We start from the raw sequence: 20,423 nt of genomic DNA, 5'->3' as shown, positions 1-20,423 counted from the left end.
AGTGCGCGTCTCATCCGTTCAGTAGGCAACAGTCACAGGAGTTTTTACACAATGCTGATCCCCCACGGTGCCGTCATCGCGCTTGTCGATGGTGAAGACTGGCAGATCCTGCGCAACAGCGGAACGGAAGCCGAGCCTGAATTGACCGAGATGGCAACGCCAGAACTGGTTGAAAGCAACCACGGATCGGGCGGCCGCCACGCGGTCAGCTCCGCCAATCCATCGGGCAATCAGCGCGATGAAGACGCGCATGCGGCAGCGGTTGCCGAATGGCTGAACCGGCAGGTGCAGGACCACAAGATCGAACAACTCGTAGTCATCGCTCCGCCACGTACGCTGGGCGAATTGCGGCACCATTACAGCAAGGCCGTGCAGCGCGCTGTCATCGGTGAACTGGCGAAGGACTTCATGGACCGCCAGCCTACACAGATCATCGCGGCGCTGCGCAGCAAGTAGGGCGGCAACTATCCCGGCGCGCGGAAGCCACGTGTGCCGGGATCTTGCGCCACATGCCCGCTTGAACAGGCTGCGCGGCCTTGTTTCAGGCGCAGGTTCGGCCTAACGGCAATGCCATGACGAACAGCGCAGCCGAGATTACGCCCGAACGCCTCAAGCGCCTGCAATTCCGCGCATGGCATCGCGGCACGCGTGAAGCGGACTATATGATCGGCTGCTATTTCGATCGCTTCAACGCCACGTGGAATGCCGATCAGGTCGCGTGGTTCGAAGCGTTGATCGAGGAAGAAGACGTGGACATCATGGCTTGGGCGCTCGGCACGCAATCTGTGCCCCCGGAGTATGCAGGTGCCATGATGGACGTGATGCGCAAGCTCGACTACGTTGAAATCCCTCGCTGATCCTGCGTCTCGCGCACTAGCAACCTTGCCATGTCAGATCTGAACCGCATCCTCTCCGCCAAATCGCCGCTGACACTCGCGTCCATCGCGCGCGGGGCGCAGCCTCTTGTGCTGGCCGATCTTGCCCGCACCGCAAAGGGCCGCGCGGTGTTCATCGCGCCGGATGAAGCCGCGATGAGCGCGGTGGCGGACAGCGCCGCCTTCTTCGCGCCCGACCTTGAGGTTATAGACTTCCCGGCGTGGGATTGCCTGCCGTTCGACCGCGCCTCGCCCGCGCTCAGTGTCAGTTCAAGGCGTCTTGCGGCACTTCAGAAACTCCAGCACAAACGCACTGGCCCGCAGCTTCTGGTCACCACGATCAACGCGGTGCTGCAGCGCGCGCTCACCCCGTTCCGCATTCGCGAATCCACCCGCCTTCTTTCCCCGGGAGCGGAGATCGGGCGCGAAAGCCTGATCGCACTGCTGCAACGACAGGGCTATTCACGCACCGATACAGTAGTCGACGCGGGCGAATACGCGGTGCGCGGTTCGGTATTCGACATCTTCCCGTCCGGTCTGGACCACGGCTTGCGGCTCGATTTCTTCGGGGATGAGCTGGAAACGTTGCGCCTGTTCGATCCGAACACGCAACGATCAGTGCAGCCAGTTGAAACCCACCTTCTGCTCCCGGCGAGCGAAGCGCTGCTCGATGAAGACAGCATCAAACGCTTCCGCAGCCGCTACCGCGAACTGTTCGGCGCCAACGCCACCGGCGATCCGCTATACCAGGCAATCAGCGACGGTCGCCGCCTTGCGGGCATGGAACACTGGCTGCCGCTGTTCGAAGACCGGCTCGTCACGCTGTTTGACCACTTGGGCGAAGATGACCTCGTGGTGGTTGATGGCACCGCGATCAAGGCCGCCGAACAGCGCGTGGCTGACATCACGGACTATCACCAGTCGCGCGTCGATTCCTCGTCCAAGGCCCCCGGCAGTTATCGGCCACTGGCCGAAGACGCGCTTTACGTTTCGCGAGATGAACTGGACCGCGCGCTGGCGGGCTGGCCGGTCCACCGCACCACGATCTTTGCCGAGCCGGAATCGAAACAGGTCGTCGATTTCGGGTTCAGCTCAAGCCACGATTTCACGCCAGAGCGCGCTGCGGCCACATCAGGCGGCAACAATATCTATGAATCGGCGGCCAAATACATCGCCGCCCTCGGCACGCGCGGCAAAAAGCCGATCGTCGCGGCCTATACCACCGGATCACGTTCTCGCCTCGCCTCGCTGCTAGCCGAAGCTGGCAAGGCCGCGCCGCTGATGGCGGAAAGCTGGCAGGAAGCGCTTGGCCTTGCCGCGACGGGCAAGCCGGTCGCGGTCGTCCTGCCGCTCGACCACGGCTTTGCCAGTGACGATCTGGAACTGCTGACCGAGCAGGACATCCTTGGTGACCGGCTCGTTCGCCGCAAGAAGAAGCGCAAGGATGCAGATGCGTTTCTCGCGGAGTTGTCGGCGCTCACTCCCGGCGATCTCGTCGTCCACATGGACCACGGGATCGGGCGATACCTCGGCCTTGAAGCCATCGGCGTGGGGGATTCGCCGCACGATTGCGTGCAGCTTGAATACCACGGCGGCGACAAGCTCTACATCCCGGTCGAGAACCTAGACGTCCTCTCTCGCTACGGTTCAGACTCCGATGGCGTAGCGCTAGACAGGCTGGGTGGCGAGGCATGGCAACGCCGCAAGGCGCGGATGCGCGAGCGCATTCTGGAGATGGCGGGCCAGCTTATGGCCACGGCCGCCCACCGCGCACTGCGGCAGGGTGAGATTCTCCCGGTTGATCCTGCCAGCTACGGTCCCTTCGTCGACCGCTTCCCGTGGGACGAAACCGAGGATCAGGAGCGCGCGATTGGCGATGTCCTGTCCGACATGGTCGAAGGCAAGCCGATGGACCGTCTGGTTTGCGGCGACGTTGGCTTCGGCAAGACCGAGGTCGCCCTGCGCGCTGCGTTCGTTGCTGCAATGTCCGGCGTTCAGGTTGCAGTCGTTGCACCAACAACGCTGCTCGCCCGCCAGCACTTCACCAACTTCGTCGAGCGCTTCAAAGGCTTCCCGCTGGAAATCGGGCGTCTGTCACGGCTCGTGACTGCTAAGGAAGCAGCCGAAACCAAAATCGGGCTGACCGACGGCCGCGTCGATATCGTCATCGGCACCCACGCGCTTCTGGCCAAGTCCATCGAATTCAAACGCCTCGGCCTTGTCATTGTGGATGAAGAACAGCGCTTTGGCGTGACCCACAAGGAAAAGCTCAAGGAACTGAAGGCGGACGTCCATGTCCTCACCCTCACCGCAACGCCCATCCCGCGCACGCTGCAGATGGCGATGTCTGGCCTGCGCGAACTGTCCACGATCCAGACCCCGCCGGTCGACCGCCTTGCCACGCGCACTTATGTGATGCCGTGGGACGATATGGTGATGCGCGAGGCGCTGTTGCGCGAACACCAGCGCGGCGGACAGAGCTTTATCGTCGTGCCGCGCATTGCCGATATGCCTGACGTCGAGGAATGGCTGCGGCTCAACGTGCCCGAAGTCCGTTACATCGCCGCGCACGGCCAGATGAGTCCGACCGAGGTCGAAGACCGCATGGGCGCGTTCTACGAGAAGAAGTACGAAGTGTTGCTGTCCACCACCATCGTGGAAAGCGGCATCGACATTCCCAGCGCCAACACCATCGTCATCCACCGCGCCGACCGTTTCGGCCTTGCCCAGCTTTACCAGCTGCGCGGGCGCGTGGGTCGCGGAAAAATCCGCGCCTATGCTTACCTCACCCATTCGGAAAACACTGCGCTTTCCGAAGTCGCCGAAAAGCGCCTCAAGGTCTTGGGCGATCTGGACAGCCTTGGCGCAGGATTCCAACTGGCCAGCCACGATCTGGACTTGCGCGGCGCGGGCAACCTGCTGGGTGACGAACAATCGGGCCACATCAAGGAAGTGGGCTTCGAACTTTACCAATCGATGTTGGAAGATGCGATCCTCGCCGCCAAGGCAGGCGACATTGGCCTTGCGCGTGAACGGGAGGCGCTAAGCCCGCAGATCACGCTCGACGCGCCCATCATGATCCCTGAGAATTACGTGCCCGATCTCGCCGTGCGCATGGCGCTTTACCGCCGCATGAACGATGCCGATGGGGCGGATGCTGTGGAAGCGCTTGCCGCCGAAATGATCGACCGCTTCGGTCCCTTGCCCGGCCCCACGCAGAACCTGCTGCGCCTGATCGAGGTCAAGCGTCAGGCCATCGCCGCCAACATCGCCAAGATTGACGTTGGCCCCAAGGGCGCGCTGGTCAGCTTCCACAAGGACCAGTTCCCCGATCCGCTTGGCCTGATCGCCTATGTTGAACGGTTGAACGGTGTGGCTAAGCTGCGTCCAGACAACAAGCTGGTCATCACCCGCGCATGGGGCACAGCCGAAGGGCGGCTGAACGGGTTGGTCCAGTTGACGAAGGGCCTTGCCGCGATTGTAAATCGCGCAAAGAAGAAGGCCGCTTAGAGCATTTCGCCAATGGCATCGGCCGATACCGGACCGGAGCGCAAGAAGCCCTGAAATACGTCGCAGCCTTCCTCGGCCAGCACGGCCAACTGGCTTTCGCGCTCAATCCCTTCGACCACGATCTTTTGTCCCAGCGCCCGCGCCATCGCGACAATGGCTTTCAGGATTGCGCGATCACGCGGATCGCTGTCGACATCACCCACCAGCGAGGCATCCAGCTTGAGTGTGTCGATGGGCAGCGCTTTCAACGTGCGGAAATTGGCATAGCCCGTGCCGAAATCATCCAGCGCAATCCGCACGCCCAGCGCGGCAATCGCGCGCAAAGTTTCGGCTGAGCGCACGAAATCACCGATCAGGCTCTGCTCTGTCACTTCCAGCGTGACCATCGCCGGCGGGAAAGCTGTCTTGGCCAGTTTGCGTTCGAAACTGGCCGCAAAATCGTCGGCGGCCAGATCCTCGGCAGTTATGTTGATCGATAGCGGCAGGCGGCCCTTCCAAGACACGTCAGCGGCCAAGGCGCGCAACACGATATGGCTGGACAACTGGGCGATGTGATCGCCGCGCTCGGCAATGGCGAACAGCGTTTCCGCCCCGATCCGGCCAAGCTGCGGGTGGTCCCATCGGGCCAGCACTTCCGCCCCGGCAAGTGCCCCGTTGTTCACGGAATACTGTGGCTGGAATACCAAGCCAATCTCATCGCGCGCCATCGCGCCGATCAGATCTGCCTCAAGCCGCGCCGCGCTGCGCCCGCGTGACCGGTGCGAGCCATCCGCCCACATTACGCGGCGTCCCGGTTGCTGTTCAAGTTTGCCCAGCGCTTGATCGAGCCTGTCGATCATGCGCCCACCACTCTCACCCGGTCCGCGACGCAGCAAGGCGATACGCGGCAACAAGTGGAGGACATCACCATGCACCGGCAGCGCACGCCCGACCGTGCGCCCAAGCGCCTCTGCCAGCCACTGCCAACGCTCACGCGGCAGGGCACCATTGCAGGCAACAAGAAACTCACCCCCGCCGATCCGCGCAACAATCGCAGCAGGACCAAGCTCCTCAACCGCAAAGTCGCGGATGCGGCGTGCAATTTCTGCCAGCGCCAGATCACCACCAGCACTGCCATAGGCGATATTGACCGAGCGGAAGCGGTGCAGGCCGATCAACATGGCCTGCAGGAAATCCGGCTCCGGCGCGCATTCCAACCACGCCAGCGCCTCAGCCGAACCGGCAAGGCCCGTCAGCGGATCGCGTGCGAATGTGGCGGCGGGATCACCCATGAGGTGAGGCCATAGCCCGCCAAGTCTTGCCAAACCGTTCAGGTTCCTGGCCTCTGCCCGAAAGCTGCATGCCAACCCTATGCTTTTGTGCATTGCGCCAATGCCCGGCACCCCATATCTCCCGGCAGCAGCACACGCCGGGGAGGCGCAAACACCATGCCTGAATACAGCCGCCTGGCATTGCTTGCCTCTCCGACGGAGCGAGCGCAGGAAGCCTGCGACGCCCTGCAACAGCAGCGTGAATGGGTGCCTTTGGAGCAGGCCGATGCGGCGGTGGTTATCGGTGGCGATGGCTTCATGCTACAGACGCTCCACACCATGCTCGACATCGACCATGTGATCCCGGCCTTCGGCTTGAACCTTGGCACCGTCGGCTTTCTAATGAACAAGTATCGTTCTGGACGGAGCCTTGACGAGCGGCTGGCAAAAGCCACCGCCGTCGCCATTTCGCCATTGCGCATGACCGCCATGACCAACACTGGCGAAATGCATTCGGTCTGCGCGATCAACGAGGTGTCTATCCTGCGTGAAACGCGCCAGACCGCAAAGCTGGAAGTTAGCGTCAACGGCAAGGTCCGCATGCCTGAGCTTGCCTGCGACGGTGTGCTGGTGGCAACGCCTGCAGGGTCAACCGCCTACAACCTTTCGGCCAACGGCCCGATCCTGCCGCTTTCATCGAACATGCTGGCGCTGACCCCGATCAGCCCCTTTCGCCCGCGCAGATGGCGCGGTGCGATTCTGCCTGATACCTACGAGATCGTCTTCAAGGCGCTGGAATCGGTGAAGCGCCCGGTACTCGTCGTGGCGGACCAGAAGGAAGTTCGCGATGTGCGCGAGGTGCGCGTGAAGGCTTGGCCCGAGCATCGGCTGACGCTGCTGTTCGATCGCGGACAGAGCCTTGAGGACCGCATCTTCGCCGAACAGTTCATGGTCTGAGGAAAATTTGAAAACAGGTGCTTGCCAAACCGGAATCGCCTGTTATTAGCGCGGACCTGCCCCGGGCAACCGAGGCTGCTCCCTGATAGCTCAGCGGTAGAGTAGGTGACTGTTAATCACTTGGTCGTAGGTTCGAATCCTACTCAGGGAGCCATTTTCTACCTCGATTGAGGTAGTTAGCCGCAAGCGGCAGGTTTCATACACATCGACTGGAAACTCCCGAAAGGGCGGCAATCCGATGTCTTGTCAGTGTATGCTCGCGATGCGCCCACACAAAAATGCCTCGAGCACCGCCGGATGGAATGGTTCGGTGAAGCGCAAGTGCGAAACGAAGCCTTCGCTCGCCTCGACTGTGGCTGAGCGCGCTTCAAGGCCCGGCAAAGTGACCCACACCAGCGACCCGACGCGCGGGCATTCCAAGCACTCAATCGAGGCTGCAAAGCGCGTGAGGTGCCGCACGTTAACCTTGGCGCGCAGAATCCCGCGCCGGTAGTTGGCGACGAGCGGGGCTGGCAACCTTTGCGGATTCCAAGGCTTTGCAACCTGCGCTTCGCTGTGATCAAGCCACATTGCCATTCTCCCGGTGCAAACCCTGCACACAAGGAAGGACGGCACATTAACCAGACAATTCAGCCCGCCAGCATGTCGGCTGGCGGGCTGCGCATTCCTACGTAACCACGCGAAAGCACCGGTTACCCGAACCTCATCGTGCGGCTGTCTGGACCGGTTGCGGGGCCTGCGCGATAAGCAGCGGCTTGGCACCATCGCCCACAATCACGAAGGCCGCCCAATAAAACGGGTGCGATGTGTTGGGATCGTCCATCAGCTTTTCCTGCGCACCCTCAAGGCCGTTGGCGAGGCCTTGGCCGGGCTTTGATTCGATCACCCCGCTGATCAACCGCTTGGTGGCATCGAAATCATCCGGCACTGGCCAGTGGCTGGCGATGACGGAGCGTGCCCCTGCGCCCACAAACGCACGGACAAGCCCGTCGAGCGCGTAGTTGCCGCCGCTCGTCACCCCTGCCTCGCGACTGGCCGCTACCGAAGCAACGCCGGCCGTATCGCAGGCGGAAAGGATCACCAGGTCGGCATTGAGCTTCAAGTCGAAGATCTCCTTGAAGCTGAGCAGACCATCGGAATCCGCCCCACCAAAACTGGTCACCAGCGCAGGGCGCGCCGGGCAACCAGCGCGTGGGGCAGTGACAAGGCCGTGCGTGGCAAAGTGCAGGACTCGGTACTGATCGAGGTCTGACTCAGCCAGCAGCGCGGTGTCATTGAACTCCATATCGGTGCGCACCGCACTGCCACCGCGATTGAGCTTGCCCTGCGCATAGAGCAGTTCGTCAGCCGAAATCGGGTTCATCCACGTTGCCAGCGGCCAATCGCATTCATCGGCCACGGCAGCTATCGGGCGCGCTGCTGGCTTGGCATTGTGACCAAGGCCCAGATAGTTGCGCGGGGCCGATGACGCAGCAAGTTTTCGGATATCAAGGAATGCACGCGGACTGACCGCGATGGACACTTCGCGGCCTCGCCCCAGCCACGCTATGCCCGTGAAATCGAACGGATCACCGTCCGGGCTTTCCATCCGTTCGTTGTAATCGGCAACGCCCTTGGCATCGGTAACCAGAACCGTCGGTGGCAATTGCAGCATTGCGCCATCGGGTTCAAAAATCAGGTGCCGGGTCGCTCCCAGCATCTCCTCGACGGGGCCGAACAGCGTCTTGTAAAGCGCGTGCGCCTTTTCGACATCGAACGGGTAGTTGACCTGTCGCCCGTTCTCGACCTTCACGATGGTATCGCGCAGTGCCTGCACTTCGTTGGCGAGCACTTCAGGACTGGCCGCGATGGGCACGACCCGGGCGTCCTGTGCAGTGGCGAACAGGCCGTATGTCCTGTCGCCCACATTCATCAGCTTGAAATACCCTTCACCCGGACGAAGCGCGGCTTGCAGTTCGGCAAGTTCCACACTCTTGGGCGCAAGTACGCTGTAGCGCGGGAAGGCTGCCAGCTTGCTGGTCAACTCGGTCTGCTCGCGCTGAAGGTATGCCAGGTTGTCCTGCGCAGATTTAAGCGCGGCTTCTTGCTGCCCATCCGGCGCGGGCGCAGCGCTTAGTTGCGCGATCGTCGCCTCGGTCCGGGCAATGTCGCGGCTGCGTGCCACTGACAGACGGAACAGCGCCGCAGCCTCGTCATTGCCTTCGGACATCTGCCGCGCGAACACGGCCTGTGTCTGCGCCACGCCGGGGCGCTGCAGCACTTGCGAAGCCGTAAACACCGCGCCTGCGCTTTCTGCTCCTCCCCGCTTGGCCAGCAGTCCAAAGTAGGGGCCGAGCAGATCACGCAAGGTCGAACCGGCGTCCGGGATAACCAAACTGTCTGCCACGATGCGCGCGTAAAGCGCCGACGCTTCAGCCTCGTTACCAGACCTGCTCAGCCACGCCGCCTTGCGGGCTTCTGCTGCCAGCAACGCAGGCGATTGCGGGAAAGCATTTCGCAACACGCCCAGCGCCCGGTCATAACCAGCCCCCACCGCACTGCTGCGCCCTTGTGCCTCGGCCAATAGCGCCAGCTCCATTTCGATTTCCGAACGGAGCCAAGCCGTTGACACGACTTGCCCATCGCGCACTTTGGCCAGCCTTGCCGTTGCCGCCTCGAATCCCACTTGCGCTTCTGCGAAACGCCCCTGCATCCGCGCAGCCGTCGCGCCCAGCGCAACAGCCTGCGCGTCAAGAATTTCACCGCGTTCAAGATCCGTCAGGCCAGGATCAACTGCGCCAAGCCGCTTCAGACCGGAGCTTTCGCGATTGATCTGTTCGGCCAGGGGGCGCGTGATCAAACCGGCAGACAGGCTCTCACGGTCGAAGGTGCCGCCCACTACGCTTACCGGCTTTGCCAATTCCTGCAGTGCCGCATCAGGCTTTCGTTGATTCAGCTGGTCGATCGCACGGTAGTTGCGAAGCAACCGTTCGGTCAGGCCATCGCCGCGCGCAATTGCGCTTCCAGCCTGCGTAAGCAGGCGATCTGATCCGACGAAGTTGCCAAGGTTGGATTGCTGCAATCCCTGATTGGCCATAGCCTCGGCCAGTCCCATGCCGCCTGAACTGCGATCACGGCTTGCCAATGCTTCAAAAAACTCGGACGATTCAGCAAAGCGACCGCTATTGTTGCGCAAATAGCCTTCATCGCGCGCACCAAGCCGGTCAAGTTGGCCCGCCTGCACCCGCGCAAAGGCCGCCGTATCCGAGACTTCCGTCGTTGCTACGCGAATTTCACCCGACACAGATGCATCGGTAACCACGCTTGCCAGCGCCAGTCGCAGCGCCGGATCATAACCCGCAAGGCCCTCAACCAGATAGGTGATCCCTGCGCGTTTGATCAGATAGCGCTTGTACCCGACGCTTGCGCCCTGATCGCGGCAGTTCACGGCATCGACCCGGCCAATCCCGTCGATGGTAACAGAGCCGGCCTCGCCACAGGCCAGCGCAATGCCGTTCAACCCGGTAGGCTCGCTGCTCAGCGAAACATCGCGCCGCACTGCAATCAGCGTGCCCACCGCGCCCGCCGCATCGCGGCAACTCAAGCGATAACTCCGGTCGAACATACCGCCAAGCCGCGCATCAAGCGGCGCGTTCTGCGCCGTGCAGGTCACGCCCGCAGTGCCGACGCGAAACGAGTTTCGGACCGAGAGCGGCTGCTGCGAGGCATCAGCCGCGATGGCTGGGGCGCAGCCCAGCGTCAGCGCTATGGCCGAAAGCGCGCAGCCAAAAAGGCTACGGCGGTAGTGTGCGAAAGTCGCGCTCACTGGGCGTCTCCTGTCCGGCCGGTGCCGATTGCCATTGAACCGATCAACGCGGGGTTGCCACCGCCGGTCACGGGTTCTTCGATCTCACTTTGCGTGTCGAGCGGACCGTCGTTGATAATGCTCATCGGCGGCACAATCGGGCTTGCTTGGCCAACATCTTCGACGGGCAGTTGCACCTGAGCGTCTTCCTCATCCGGCTCGCCAGTCTCGTCCGCTGGTTCCTCGGTGAAAGCAGGCGTGCTGCCGAGAGGATCGTTGGCACCAACTTCGAACTGCGCCGAAATCGCGCCGATCACATCCGGCTCACCTTCGTCCACCGCAACGGGCGCAATGCACTCCGCCACCGAGAACAGACAACCGTTGATCTGGCTGTCAGCGCTGAATGGCGCAAGGTCATCCGCCTCGGCCACGGCAAGCGCGTGTGCATCCACACCAGCGACAATCCCGGCGGGGGTCTGGAACGCGCCGTTGACCACCACCGAAACCGACCCCGCCTGCGCATTGGCCGGAGCGGTCACATCAGTAAATTCTATGTCGGCAAAAAACCCTGCCGGATTCAGGGCGGTGCCGGTGTTCTGGATATAGAGCGTGCCGGTGGGATAGAAGTCGAGACCCAGCGCCCGCAGCACGCCGTCAGGCCGTTGCACCGTCGCCGGCGCATTCAGATCGGCAATCCGCCCGGCATAGAGCGGATTGGCCGCCAGCCTGTCGAGAATAGTTGCTGACGCCACATGGATGTTCGCCGCGTTGAATTCGGCGATGCCACCCAGCGTGGTGCCGGTGGAGGCAAGGCTGATAGAGCCGGTCGTTGCGTCAAGTTCGAAGCGTCCTGTGCTGAATTCCAGCACATTGCCCGAACCGAACCCCGTTCCGTTGATCGCCCCGGTTACACGGATCGCACCGCCCAATGTCTGTGTAGAGGCATTGCCCGTGGCGAAGATCAGGCGTCCGGCAGAACCCACCACCGTGCCGCTGCCAATGCTGCTGCCAACGGTCAGGTCCAACCGGCCGATCTGCATGTCGATCGCATTGGCGGAACGATCAGCCGCAGCGATGGTCAACTGACCGGTGGAAATCAACGCGATTTCAGCATTGCTCAATGCAAAGCCAGATCCGGTCAACCCATCACCAATCAGCGCGGGCGATGCCGAAATAGAGGCGATGCCGACCGTGCCATCCTGCGTGGTGCGGATGCCTGTAGGCAGGCTCTGCGGCAAACCTGCACCATTGCCCACAATCGTGATATCGCCGCTGAATATCTGCACCGCTGGTGCGAACCAGCGTTGGGCCACGGTCACCCCGGCATTCGAGATCACGTCAATCCGGTTGTAACCTGTCAGCGCTCCCCCGGTCATCGCCCCGTTGGAGGAACTGAGAATGCGCCCTGCAATGGCCGCGTTCTGAATCGATACGGTCCCGCCCGCTGCCACCGGAGTCGCCGCGAACAGTCCGGCGTAACCAATCGCTCCCGGTACCGCCGTCACCGGTAGCATCGACGCGTTGGCGATGTACAACTGACCGGTCGCCCCTGTGATCTGGCCAGCAGCATTGCTGATCACCCCGGCCCGCGCCGTGCCGACCACCACGTTCCCGCCCGAAAGCAGCGCCAGATTGCGCCCGGCAACCGTACCCAGATTCAATCCGCCTGCACCGCTTGCCAGCACATCGAGGCGCGCGTTGATCGCCGAGGCAGCCACACTGCCGGAACGCGCGATCAGTTCAACATTCCCGCCCGTGCTTACCAGCGTGCCGAAACTGCCACTGCCGGTGCTGGTCACGCCGATATTGCCGCTGGCCTGCACACCTGCTGTCGCCGCCGTGGTCCCTGCCGCAATGCGCAGCGATCCGACGTTCGAAGCATTGGCAAGCGTGACTGCACCACCCGTCGCCACCGGAGCCGCCGCCAGAATCTGCGCCTTGTCGATAGGGCCGCCACTTGGCACCATCGAAGCGTTGGCGATCAGCGCACGATTGCTCACTGTAAAGCTATTCGCCGTCACGCTCCCGCCGCCAAGCAGAAGCGCGTCAACCGCCTGCACAGACCCCGCAGTCAGGTTGCCCGACGCGACCGCAACAACATCCGCCAGAGACGTCAGATTGCCCACCTGCATGTTGCTACCCGCCGTCAGCGTCATGCCTGAAGCCCCGGCGACCACGTTGCCCGCAGTCAATCCAGCGCCGGAGTCCAGTGTCACTCCGCTGCCTGAAACCGCCCCGAGCTGCAGGTCTCCATTGGCGCTGACAGAAAGGCCGAACGCGGCACTGACGTCACCCGCTGCGATCGAACCGCCCGATGACGTCAACTCGATTGAACCGGCACTGCTTTGCAACATGCCCAGCGTCGCGTTGCCGCCGCTTGAAATGCTGATGTCACCAGTGGCGGTGATATCGGCGATGTCCGCAGTCGTCCCCGCCGCAATCAGCAGCGATGCCGCAGCGGACGGATCGTTGATGCTGACCGCACCCAAAGTTGCCACCGGGGTGGCTGCGAATATCTCATCCTTGCTCGCAAGTTCGCCGCCCGGTCCGGGAAATGCCAATGCGCGATCAGCAACAAGCAGGCGGTTCACCAGATCGAATCCGCCCAGCGCGGTGTTGCCATGCCCAAGGATCAGCGCATCATAGCCTGCGATCACGCCGGTCCCGATGTCGCCCCCTGCAATGACCAGAACATCGCTCGACGATGTCAGGTTGCCGGTGCTGACATTGCTGCCAGCGTCAAGAACGATGCTGTTCGGATCGGTAGCGCCCGGCGTCCCGCTGCCTGCATTCACGTTGCCGGTGGTGATCGAACCGGGCGTACCGATCGAAACCGAACCGATGGCCGCAATCAGCCCGGTTTCCACATCGGTGCCGCCAAACAGATCCACAAACCCTTGTGCGGAAAGCCCGCCCAGCATGATGGAGCCGCCGCTTCGTGCCGTAATGCTGCCCAGACTGACCACATCGCCGAACGCGATCCGCCCATCTGCAAATAGCGAGACGTCCACATCGGACCGCAGATTGGCGTGGCCCACCAGATCCAGCCCCGACGTGAGGCTGAGCGACGACACGCCTGTCAGCGTGCCGAGAACTGCCGGGTCCGTCCCGCTGAGAGTCCAGTTTTCCGCCGAGATTGCCACGCTGTCAGCCACAGCCGTTGCATTGTCGAGCCTGAGCGAGAATTGACCCGGCGTCAAAATACCCAGATTCCCGCTGAGATCCATCGATCCGCCAAGCATCGTGAATTGATCGGGCACGGCGGCTGCACTGACGCTGTCTGCCAGCGCGATCATCGAAAGATCGGTGCCCGTATAATCGCCATTGGTAATCTGCAACCGAACCGCGCTCTGCGCCATAGAAGTGGTGCCGTTGACGGTGCCGCTACCGCCAACCGCAGCAGCCGTGAACGCAAGCCCCGCCGCATTCAGGCTTCCGCGCTGGGTGGGCTGGTCGAAACGGTTGGTCACCAGCAGTTTGACGCCGGAAATAAAGGTTTCCCCGGCCAAGTTGCTGATCACGGCGTTGCCGCCATCGCCTTGGGTAATGGTAGCCCCACCCGCTCCGCCCGTCGCGTCCGCTTCAAACGTCGAGGCGTTATCGATGGTGACAAGTCCGCCGCGCGCCAGCAACGTAACGCCGCCGCCAATTGCCGTGCCGCCGGTTCCGCCGACGAATTCCGCTGAACCGCCCTCGCCGCCCGTGGCCGATGCCGTTGCCTCGACCGTCCCGAACCTTGCCGAACCGTTATTGATCGTCCCGGTATCGATGCCGCTGGCAAGGCCAAGCTGGACCGCTCCGCCGGTGGAAAGGCCACCCGTCCCGCCAATATCGAACACAGCAGTGCCGCCGGTCCCGCCAATCGCGTCGGCGGAAAGATCAAGAGTCTCAATATCGATCTGGCCGTTGCCTGCACTGCCAAACACGGAAACTTCGCCACCTTCGGCAGTTCCACCCACCGCGCCAAGTGCGTTGGGATTGAAGATGTTGCCGCCATCTCCGCCAAGAGCGGTTGCCTGCGCGAGCAGACTGTCAGCGGTCAGCAATGCGCCGCCTTCAACTGCGTTATGCGCGAATATCTCGATTGCGCCGCCAGTCGCAGCGCCACCAACGCCACCGTTGATGGAATTCCCGCCAGTGGCGTCCGCCGTTGCAATCACTTGCCCAAGCACAAGCGTGCCCTGCCGCGCAACGATTGCCGTCAGCCCGCCGGTTCCACTACCCGCGTTGAAGCCTGCCCCTCCAAGCGCCCCCGCGCTGGCGTTGACGATTCCTGCCACCGCAATCTGGCCGTTGTTGCCCAGCAAGGTAGGCGTACCGACCGTGAGCAATGCACTGCCGCCAAGACCCGTGCCCCCCGCACCGGCAACACCCTCGGTGCCACCATTACCGCCGGTGCCGTTGGCTCGGAGATCAGCACTGCCGCTGATGGCAATGTTACCACCATCGCTAAACAGCCGTGCGGTTCCTGCTGTGCCGTTACCCCCTACGCCGCCCGCGCCTGAACTGAAGCCGCCGGCTGCGTTTGCAGATATCCCAACCTGACCGGATATGACTGCGCTGCTTGTTCCAGACGCAATGAATTGCGCGTTTCCGCCTTGTGCTGCACCACCCAGCAGGTCAGCCACTTCGTCGGAGAAGGAATCGCCGCCTTCGGCAAAGGCGCTTAACGTGACGTCCCCGGCCGTGAGCGTCATGCCCGAACCGAGCCTCAGAAACACCGAGCCGCCAGTGCCTTGCGCGCCACTTGCCGCGCCGCTGCTCCCACCTTCACCGAACGCTGAAAGGTCAAGCGTCGTCGCCGAAATCTGGTTGCCCGTCGTCAGGCCGTTGGACCCGAGGAAGATCGTTCCGCCAGTGCCCGTGCCTGCCGTGATCGTGCAGGCCGTGAAGCAAGGCCCGGTCACACCGCCAACCGCGTTGGCCCCAACCCGCAGCAAGCCGTCCACTGTCAGTGTACTGCCGCCAGCGTCCAGCAGCATAGTAACAGCGCCGCCCGTAGCATTTCCACCACTGCCCGCGCGCCCCGGAGGAGTGCCTGCTCCACCAATCCCGCCATTTCCGGCGCTGGCACCGGCATCGACCAGCACATCGCCAAGCACGAAGCCACCGGTCCCTGTTCCAGTGCCCAGAACTGAACCGAAGTTGATCGTGCCACCTGTCGCCGATCCACCAGACCCAGCGTGCTCGCCCGGCCCCGAAGACGACGCACCATTGCCGCCAAGTCCGCCGACGCCTGAAGCGCTCGCTGTCAGCTGGAGCGTTTCAATGGTTCCGCCATCGGGTGCCGTGTTTAGCGACACCGTTCCGCCAACACCTGCGCCACCATCGCCTGCCTGCACGCCCCCGGCGGCGACCTCGCTGGTGCCATCGCCGCCGCGTCCGGTTGCGCTGATGTTCACAACAGGTGCGGTTATGCTGCTTGCCCCAAGGGCGCTCCCTGTAGAAAACAGGCTGATCGCACCACCGGTGCCCAAGCCGCCATTTCCGCCGTTCGGCCCGCCATCGCCGCCTTGGCCGTCCGAGAACACCTGCAATTCGCTACCCGCGCTGATCGTCGAAGCGGCCGCCGTGACCTGAATGGACCCGCCTGTGCCAGCGCCGCCGTCCCGGCCCGCTCCTCCGTACCCAGTCGCTTCGATGATCACCGTGCCCGTTTGCGAAAGCACAGCCGTGCTACCGCTTGCGTTGATGCTGATTGTCCCGCCTGTGCCGTTGCCCGCAGCAGATCCAAAGGCCGAAAATCCGCCGCTGCCTGCCGCGCCGATATAGCTGACGCCGCCCACGGTCAGCGTGTTGCCGTTCTGAAGGATCGAAGTGCTTCCGCCTAGGCCATTACCACCTTGCGCCGAGCCAACATTGCCGAAACCGGTGGAATCGAGCGTCAAGTCACCGGTGATGTCGAGCGTGCCGCCACCAAGATTGAACCGCGCGAGACCGCCTGTACCCGTGCCGCCGACCACATCGGGACCGCTGGTGCCTGCACCACCCACCCCTTGCGCAACTATCGTCGCGGCCTGCAGCAATTCGACCAGCCCGCTCGTTCCGATCACGATTTGTGCTGTACCGCCCTGCCCGGCACCTGCCGCAGCATTGCCGATCTGATCGCCGCCTCGTCCTTGCGAGATTACGGTTGTGTCACCTGCAATCGAAACCACACCGCCGAACGCAGCAATTTCCGCAACGCCGCCGGACCCTAAGCCGCCTGCCTGCGTATCAACGCCAAGCCCGCCTGTCCCTTGCGACACGACCGAAGCAGAACCATCAATGGTCAGGCTCGCGGCAGTTCGCGCTTCGATCGTTACGGCACCACCAATGCCCGTCCTCGGTCCGGCATAGCCACCGCCACCCGTCGCGTCGGCGGTCGCGTCAAACGTGCCGCCAACATCTATGAATTTCTCATCGCGCGCGCTGACGATAATCGATCCGCCCGCTGCCGTTCCCCCAGCGCCCCCCAAAGCGAGCGCGTTTCCGCCAAAGGAATCAGCTTGCAACGTCATGTTGCCGGTAACATCAATCCCACCGATGCCCGTGCCGCTGGCAGAGAATTCAATCAAACCACCATCGGCATTGCCCGCCGCAGTCCCGGTGCTGCCGCCGCCACCCGCTGATGCGGTGCCAGTAAAATCAACGAATGACATGATCGCGCCGTCATTCGCGCGAACCGTGATTATCCCGCCAGCAGCGTCGCCTGCGATGCCAGTCAACGCTTCTCCTGCGTCAGCGCCGACATCAAGGTTGGTGCTGCTAACAACAGTCACGCTGTTGCCATTACCCAGTGAAAACAGCGAGATTGCCCCGCCTACCGCTCTTTCCCCGTCAAACAGACAATTGGCACAACCGGTCCCGTCCGTGCCCTCGCCCCTCGAACTGATCGTAAGGTCATCACCCACGTTGATCGCTGAACCGGTCGTGCCGGAAGCGCGAATTACAACGGATCCGCCAGTGCCAATACCACCGCCGATCCCGGCAAGAGTGGGCTCTCCGCCAACCCCATCGGCGAATACATCGAGATCGGATTGGAAGGAAACAGTCCCGCCGTTCACCGCCTCGACAAGCACGCTCCCGCCTGTCCCGTTGCCACTGACAGTGTTGGCAATCGTGGATGCAGCGCCAAAGGCTTCCGCGCTTAGGGTGGCATCGCCAACAACGTTGATCGACCCGCCGCCAAGCGCGCGTAGTGCCACGCCGCCGCCTTGAGCGTTCGGCGTGGCTGACGTACCGTCAGCTCTGGCCGAAAACAGAAGTGTTTCCGCAAAGTTCACCACGCTACCCGCATTGGCAGTGATGCTCGAATTCGGAGCCCTGGCGCGCAAGGTAGCTGTGCCAGCGAACGAAATGCCACTTGCGGTATTCGCCACCATATTGATCGCGCCCGTCGCCCGCCCCGTGACGGCAGACGTGAACATGCTGTCCGCACCGGTGATCGATGCGACACCAGTGCCGCCTCCAGCAGAAGGTGTGAGACTTGGGTCTCCGCCGACAACATCCTGCCCGGCGGAGAGGATAATGGTGTTGCCGCTTGCATCAGCTGCACCGGCAATGTCGAATCCCAGCGAACTTCCCGCGCCAATCGCCATTGTGATGGCATCGTTCTTCGGCACGGCAACCATGTAGACACGATGGAAGAAGTTACCGGCTGTTACCGCCGCAGGCCCGGTGATCGTGCCGTTGTTTGCCGCGACGGTGCCGGTGGCGCTTGTGCCCGAATTAACCTCAATGTCGAACAGGCCGTTGGGCGAAAACGTGATCGTCGCTGCATCTGCTGCCACCAGCGCCGCCGCGCCGTTAACGTCGATAGTGCCATTGTTGACCACCGATGGCGCAACCAGCGCAATGTATGATCCATCGACAGTCGCGTTCAGTTGCGCTCCTGCCGAAACCACGATCTGCGATCCCGGCACCGTAGCTGCCTCGAACACATAGGAGCCGCTGGTATCGAACGCCCCGGTGGCAGCGTCATAATTCAGGTCGGACGTGGTCAGCACCAGATTGCCGACATCAAACACGCTGCCGCCGCCAATCAGGATGCCGCCAGGGCTGTAGAAGAACACCGTGCCGCCTGGAACCGGTGCAGCCGACACCTGCTGCAATTGCGATATCAGATTGCCGTTGAACTGCACTGGCCGCGTCGACCCCGAAGGCTCAATCCGGTTCAGCACGGCAAAGTCGGGATTGTTGAAGTCATTCTGGAAGGTTGCAGTCGTGCCCACAGTCTGGAAATTGATCGGCCCGCCCGTTGGCGCGGTATCGCTCGGCGTCCAGTTGATCACCGCGCTTGGCGTTGAAACCGTTATTGTTGTGGTGCCGGTCGAATCAAAGATCGTTGCAGAGCCGCCAACCACGGAATTGGTGGCGTTGAACGACTGCGCCTTCAACGATGTTCCCGTTGCCACCAGCGCGGTTGCCAGTGCCAGCCCCGATGCCGATAGCATCTGCTTCATGGTTGCCGATGAGATCGCACGCATCAGAAGCTCCTCCACGGCAGCAGCCGTGTGGTGAGAGTCACAAGAAATCGGGGTTTGGAACGCTCAGTCTGCCCGCTCAAGCGCTCAAGCGGCACGGCCACGGTCGCCTCAAGCCGGAAGCGCGAGCCGATCTCCGAGCGAATGCCACCGCCTGCCGAGGTCAGCCGTTCTGACCCGGCAATGCCCTTGTTCCACACCCAGGCCGCATCGAAATAGACAAACGGCTGCACCCGCCAATCACTGTCACTGCCTACGGCAAGCCGTGGCCCACGCAGTTCTGCGGTGCTGCCAATCGCGCTGTCGCCGATCAACTGCCCCGGATCATAGCCCCGCCCGATGGTGAAGTTCCCCGCCGAAAACTCCTCAAAACTGAACAGCGGATTGAACGCGTATTGCCCGCGCGGGGCGAGCAGGAACGAAACCTTGCTCCCCAGCGCCCGCTCATATTCACCCTGCCAGCGCACCACCGTCGCACTGGTCGAACCGTCAAACCGGCTGGTGGGCACCACCGCTGCGCAACCCGCTCCGACGCACGCCTTTGTCGCATCAAGGATCGAAAGGCCTTGCCGCAGTTCCAGCGACGAGGCGAGCCGCCAGCGCGGCTGCACCCGCGCGGTATCAATCGCGTCGATATCCAGCCTGCTCCAGCCCACCCGGATCTTGTCGCGCGTAAGCGGGCCGATAAAGTCCACGTTCTGGTTGACGAGATCCAGCCCGCCGCTCACCCAGATGTTGCGCGCCAGTGAGCGCTGCACAGGATAACGCGCATAAACGCTGGCATAAAGCGTGCGCGCATCGAGCGAGACACCTGCTGGCAAGCCCGCAACGTCAGGTTTGGTCCAGGCATACGTGAACTGCCCGCCCACGATCAGCCCTTCCGATCCGGGGCGAAATTCATGCGAGCCTTGCAGGATATGCTGCTCGGTAAAATCCGACGTCGCGTAATAGGACAGCGACGTAACGTCACCCATGCCGGTCAGCCCGAACACTTGCGCGCGCACCTGGCCGCCAAACCGCCCGGTCGCTTCTGCAGCGAGGTTCTGCACGGTCATGTCAACCGCATAGCCCTCGCGCAGCACCGCCACTTCGGCCACCAGATCGCCCGGCCCCGTTCCTGCAGGCTTCAGCGTCAGTTGCACGTTGTAACCCGGCAAATCGCGCGCCAGCAGCAGATAGCGTTCCGCACGGCGCTGGTTGAACACCTCGTCGCCGGTCAGCTTGCCCAGATACTGCTGCAGCTTTGCTTCGGCTCCGCGCGTTTCGCCGCGCGCCCGAACGGTTGATATTCGCGCATAGATCACCTCCATGCGGACCTTGCCATCCTCGATCTTCTGGGTCGGCACCTGCACCGCCGCCAGATAGCCCTTGTTGCGCAGCATCGTGCCCGCCGCATCGCGGATTTCGCACAAGGTGGCGATGGGCTGCTGTGTCCCGACAATCGCCTTCCACGTATCGTCCAGTTCTGACGGGTCGATTTCCTTCAACCCGCCAAACGCCACTTCGGTGATGTTCACCATGATGTCGGCATATTTCGGATCGTCGAGCGGACAGGCCGAACGCTCGATCCCGCCTTTGATCG

The 20,423-nt window shown here is 62.6% G+C and carries 9 protein-coding genes and 1 tRNA gene; 5 read left to right on the top strand and 5 right to left on the bottom strand.

Annotated elements, in window-relative coordinates:
- Positions 1-51: 51 nt before the first annotated feature.
- From Q8R81_RS12975 to mfd, 3 genes are all read left to right on the top strand, one after another.
- Positions 52-456 carry a host attachment protein gene (locus Q8R81_RS12975; RefSeq protein WP_305618472.1) on the top strand — a complete coding sequence of 135 codons (405 nt, stop codon included), beginning with the start codon at positions 52-54 and terminating at the stop codon, positions 454-456.
- Between the two features lie 116 nt (positions 457-572).
- Positions 573-857 (top strand): succinate dehydrogenase assembly factor 2, encoded by a 285-nt coding sequence (locus Q8R81_RS12970; protein WP_305618470.1) that lies wholly within the window; start codon positions 573-575, stop codon positions 855-857.
- A gap of 30 nt (positions 858-887) precedes the next feature.
- Positions 888-4,385: a transcription-repair coupling factor gene (gene mfd, locus Q8R81_RS12965; RefSeq protein ID WP_305618468.1), complete on the top strand. Its 3,498-nt coding sequence runs from the start codon at positions 888-890 to the stop codon at positions 4,383-4,385.
- Here mfd and Q8R81_RS12960 read toward each other — a convergent pair.
- Complete coding sequence (locus tag Q8R81_RS12960) at positions 4,382-5,656, bottom strand: bifunctional diguanylate cyclase/phosphodiesterase (RefSeq protein ID WP_305618467.1); 1,275 nt, start codon at positions 5,654-5,656, stop codon at positions 4,382-4,384. The two genes, mfd and Q8R81_RS12960, sit on opposite strands and share 4 nt — an antisense overlap.
- Before the next feature lie 156 nt (positions 5,657-5,812).
- Here Q8R81_RS12960 and Q8R81_RS12955 point away from each other — a divergent pair, with 156 nt between their 5' ends.
- Entirely contained in the window at positions 5,813-6,592 is a 780-nt protein-coding gene (locus Q8R81_RS12955; RefSeq protein ID WP_305618465.1) for an NAD kinase, read from the top strand.
- A 79-nt stretch (positions 6,593-6,671) separates the two neighbouring features.
- A tRNA-Asn gene (locus Q8R81_RS12950) sits at positions 6,672-6,746 on the top strand.
- Between the two features lie 92 nt (positions 6,747-6,838).
- Here the strand turns inward: Q8R81_RS12950 and Q8R81_RS12945 are convergent.
- From Q8R81_RS12945 to Q8R81_RS12930, 4 genes are all read right to left on the bottom strand, one after another.
- On the bottom strand, positions 6,839-7,162 hold the full coding sequence (locus Q8R81_RS12945; RefSeq protein WP_305618464.1) for a hypothetical protein: 324 nt from the start codon (positions 7,160-7,162) through the stop codon (positions 6,839-6,841).
- Positions 7,163-7,295: 133 nt separating this feature from the next.
- Positions 7,296-10,397, bottom strand: coding sequence for a CHAT domain-containing protein (locus tag Q8R81_RS12940; RefSeq protein ID WP_305618462.1), 3,102 nt, complete (start codon positions 10,395-10,397; stop codon positions 7,296-7,298).
- Entirely contained in the window at positions 10,394-18,844 is an 8,451-nt protein-coding gene (locus tag Q8R81_RS12935; RefSeq protein WP_305618460.1) for a hypothetical protein, read from the bottom strand. The genes Q8R81_RS12940 and Q8R81_RS12935 overlap by 4 nt, the downstream gene beginning before the upstream one ends.
- Positions 18,844-20,423: ShlB/FhaC/HecB family hemolysin secretion/activation protein (locus Q8R81_RS12930; RefSeq protein WP_305618459.1), on the bottom strand; the 1,580-nt coding region annotated here is incomplete at its 5' end. The genes Q8R81_RS12935 and Q8R81_RS12930, both read right to left, overlap by 1 nt.

The sequence above is a fragment of the Novosphingobium sp. genome (assembly GCF_030696665.1).
GTDB lineage: Bacteria > Pseudomonadota > Alphaproteobacteria > Sphingomonadales > Sphingomonadaceae > Novosphingobium.
Note: the sequence above shows the minus strand (reverse complement) of the source record. Positions and strands in the feature narration are given on the sequence as shown.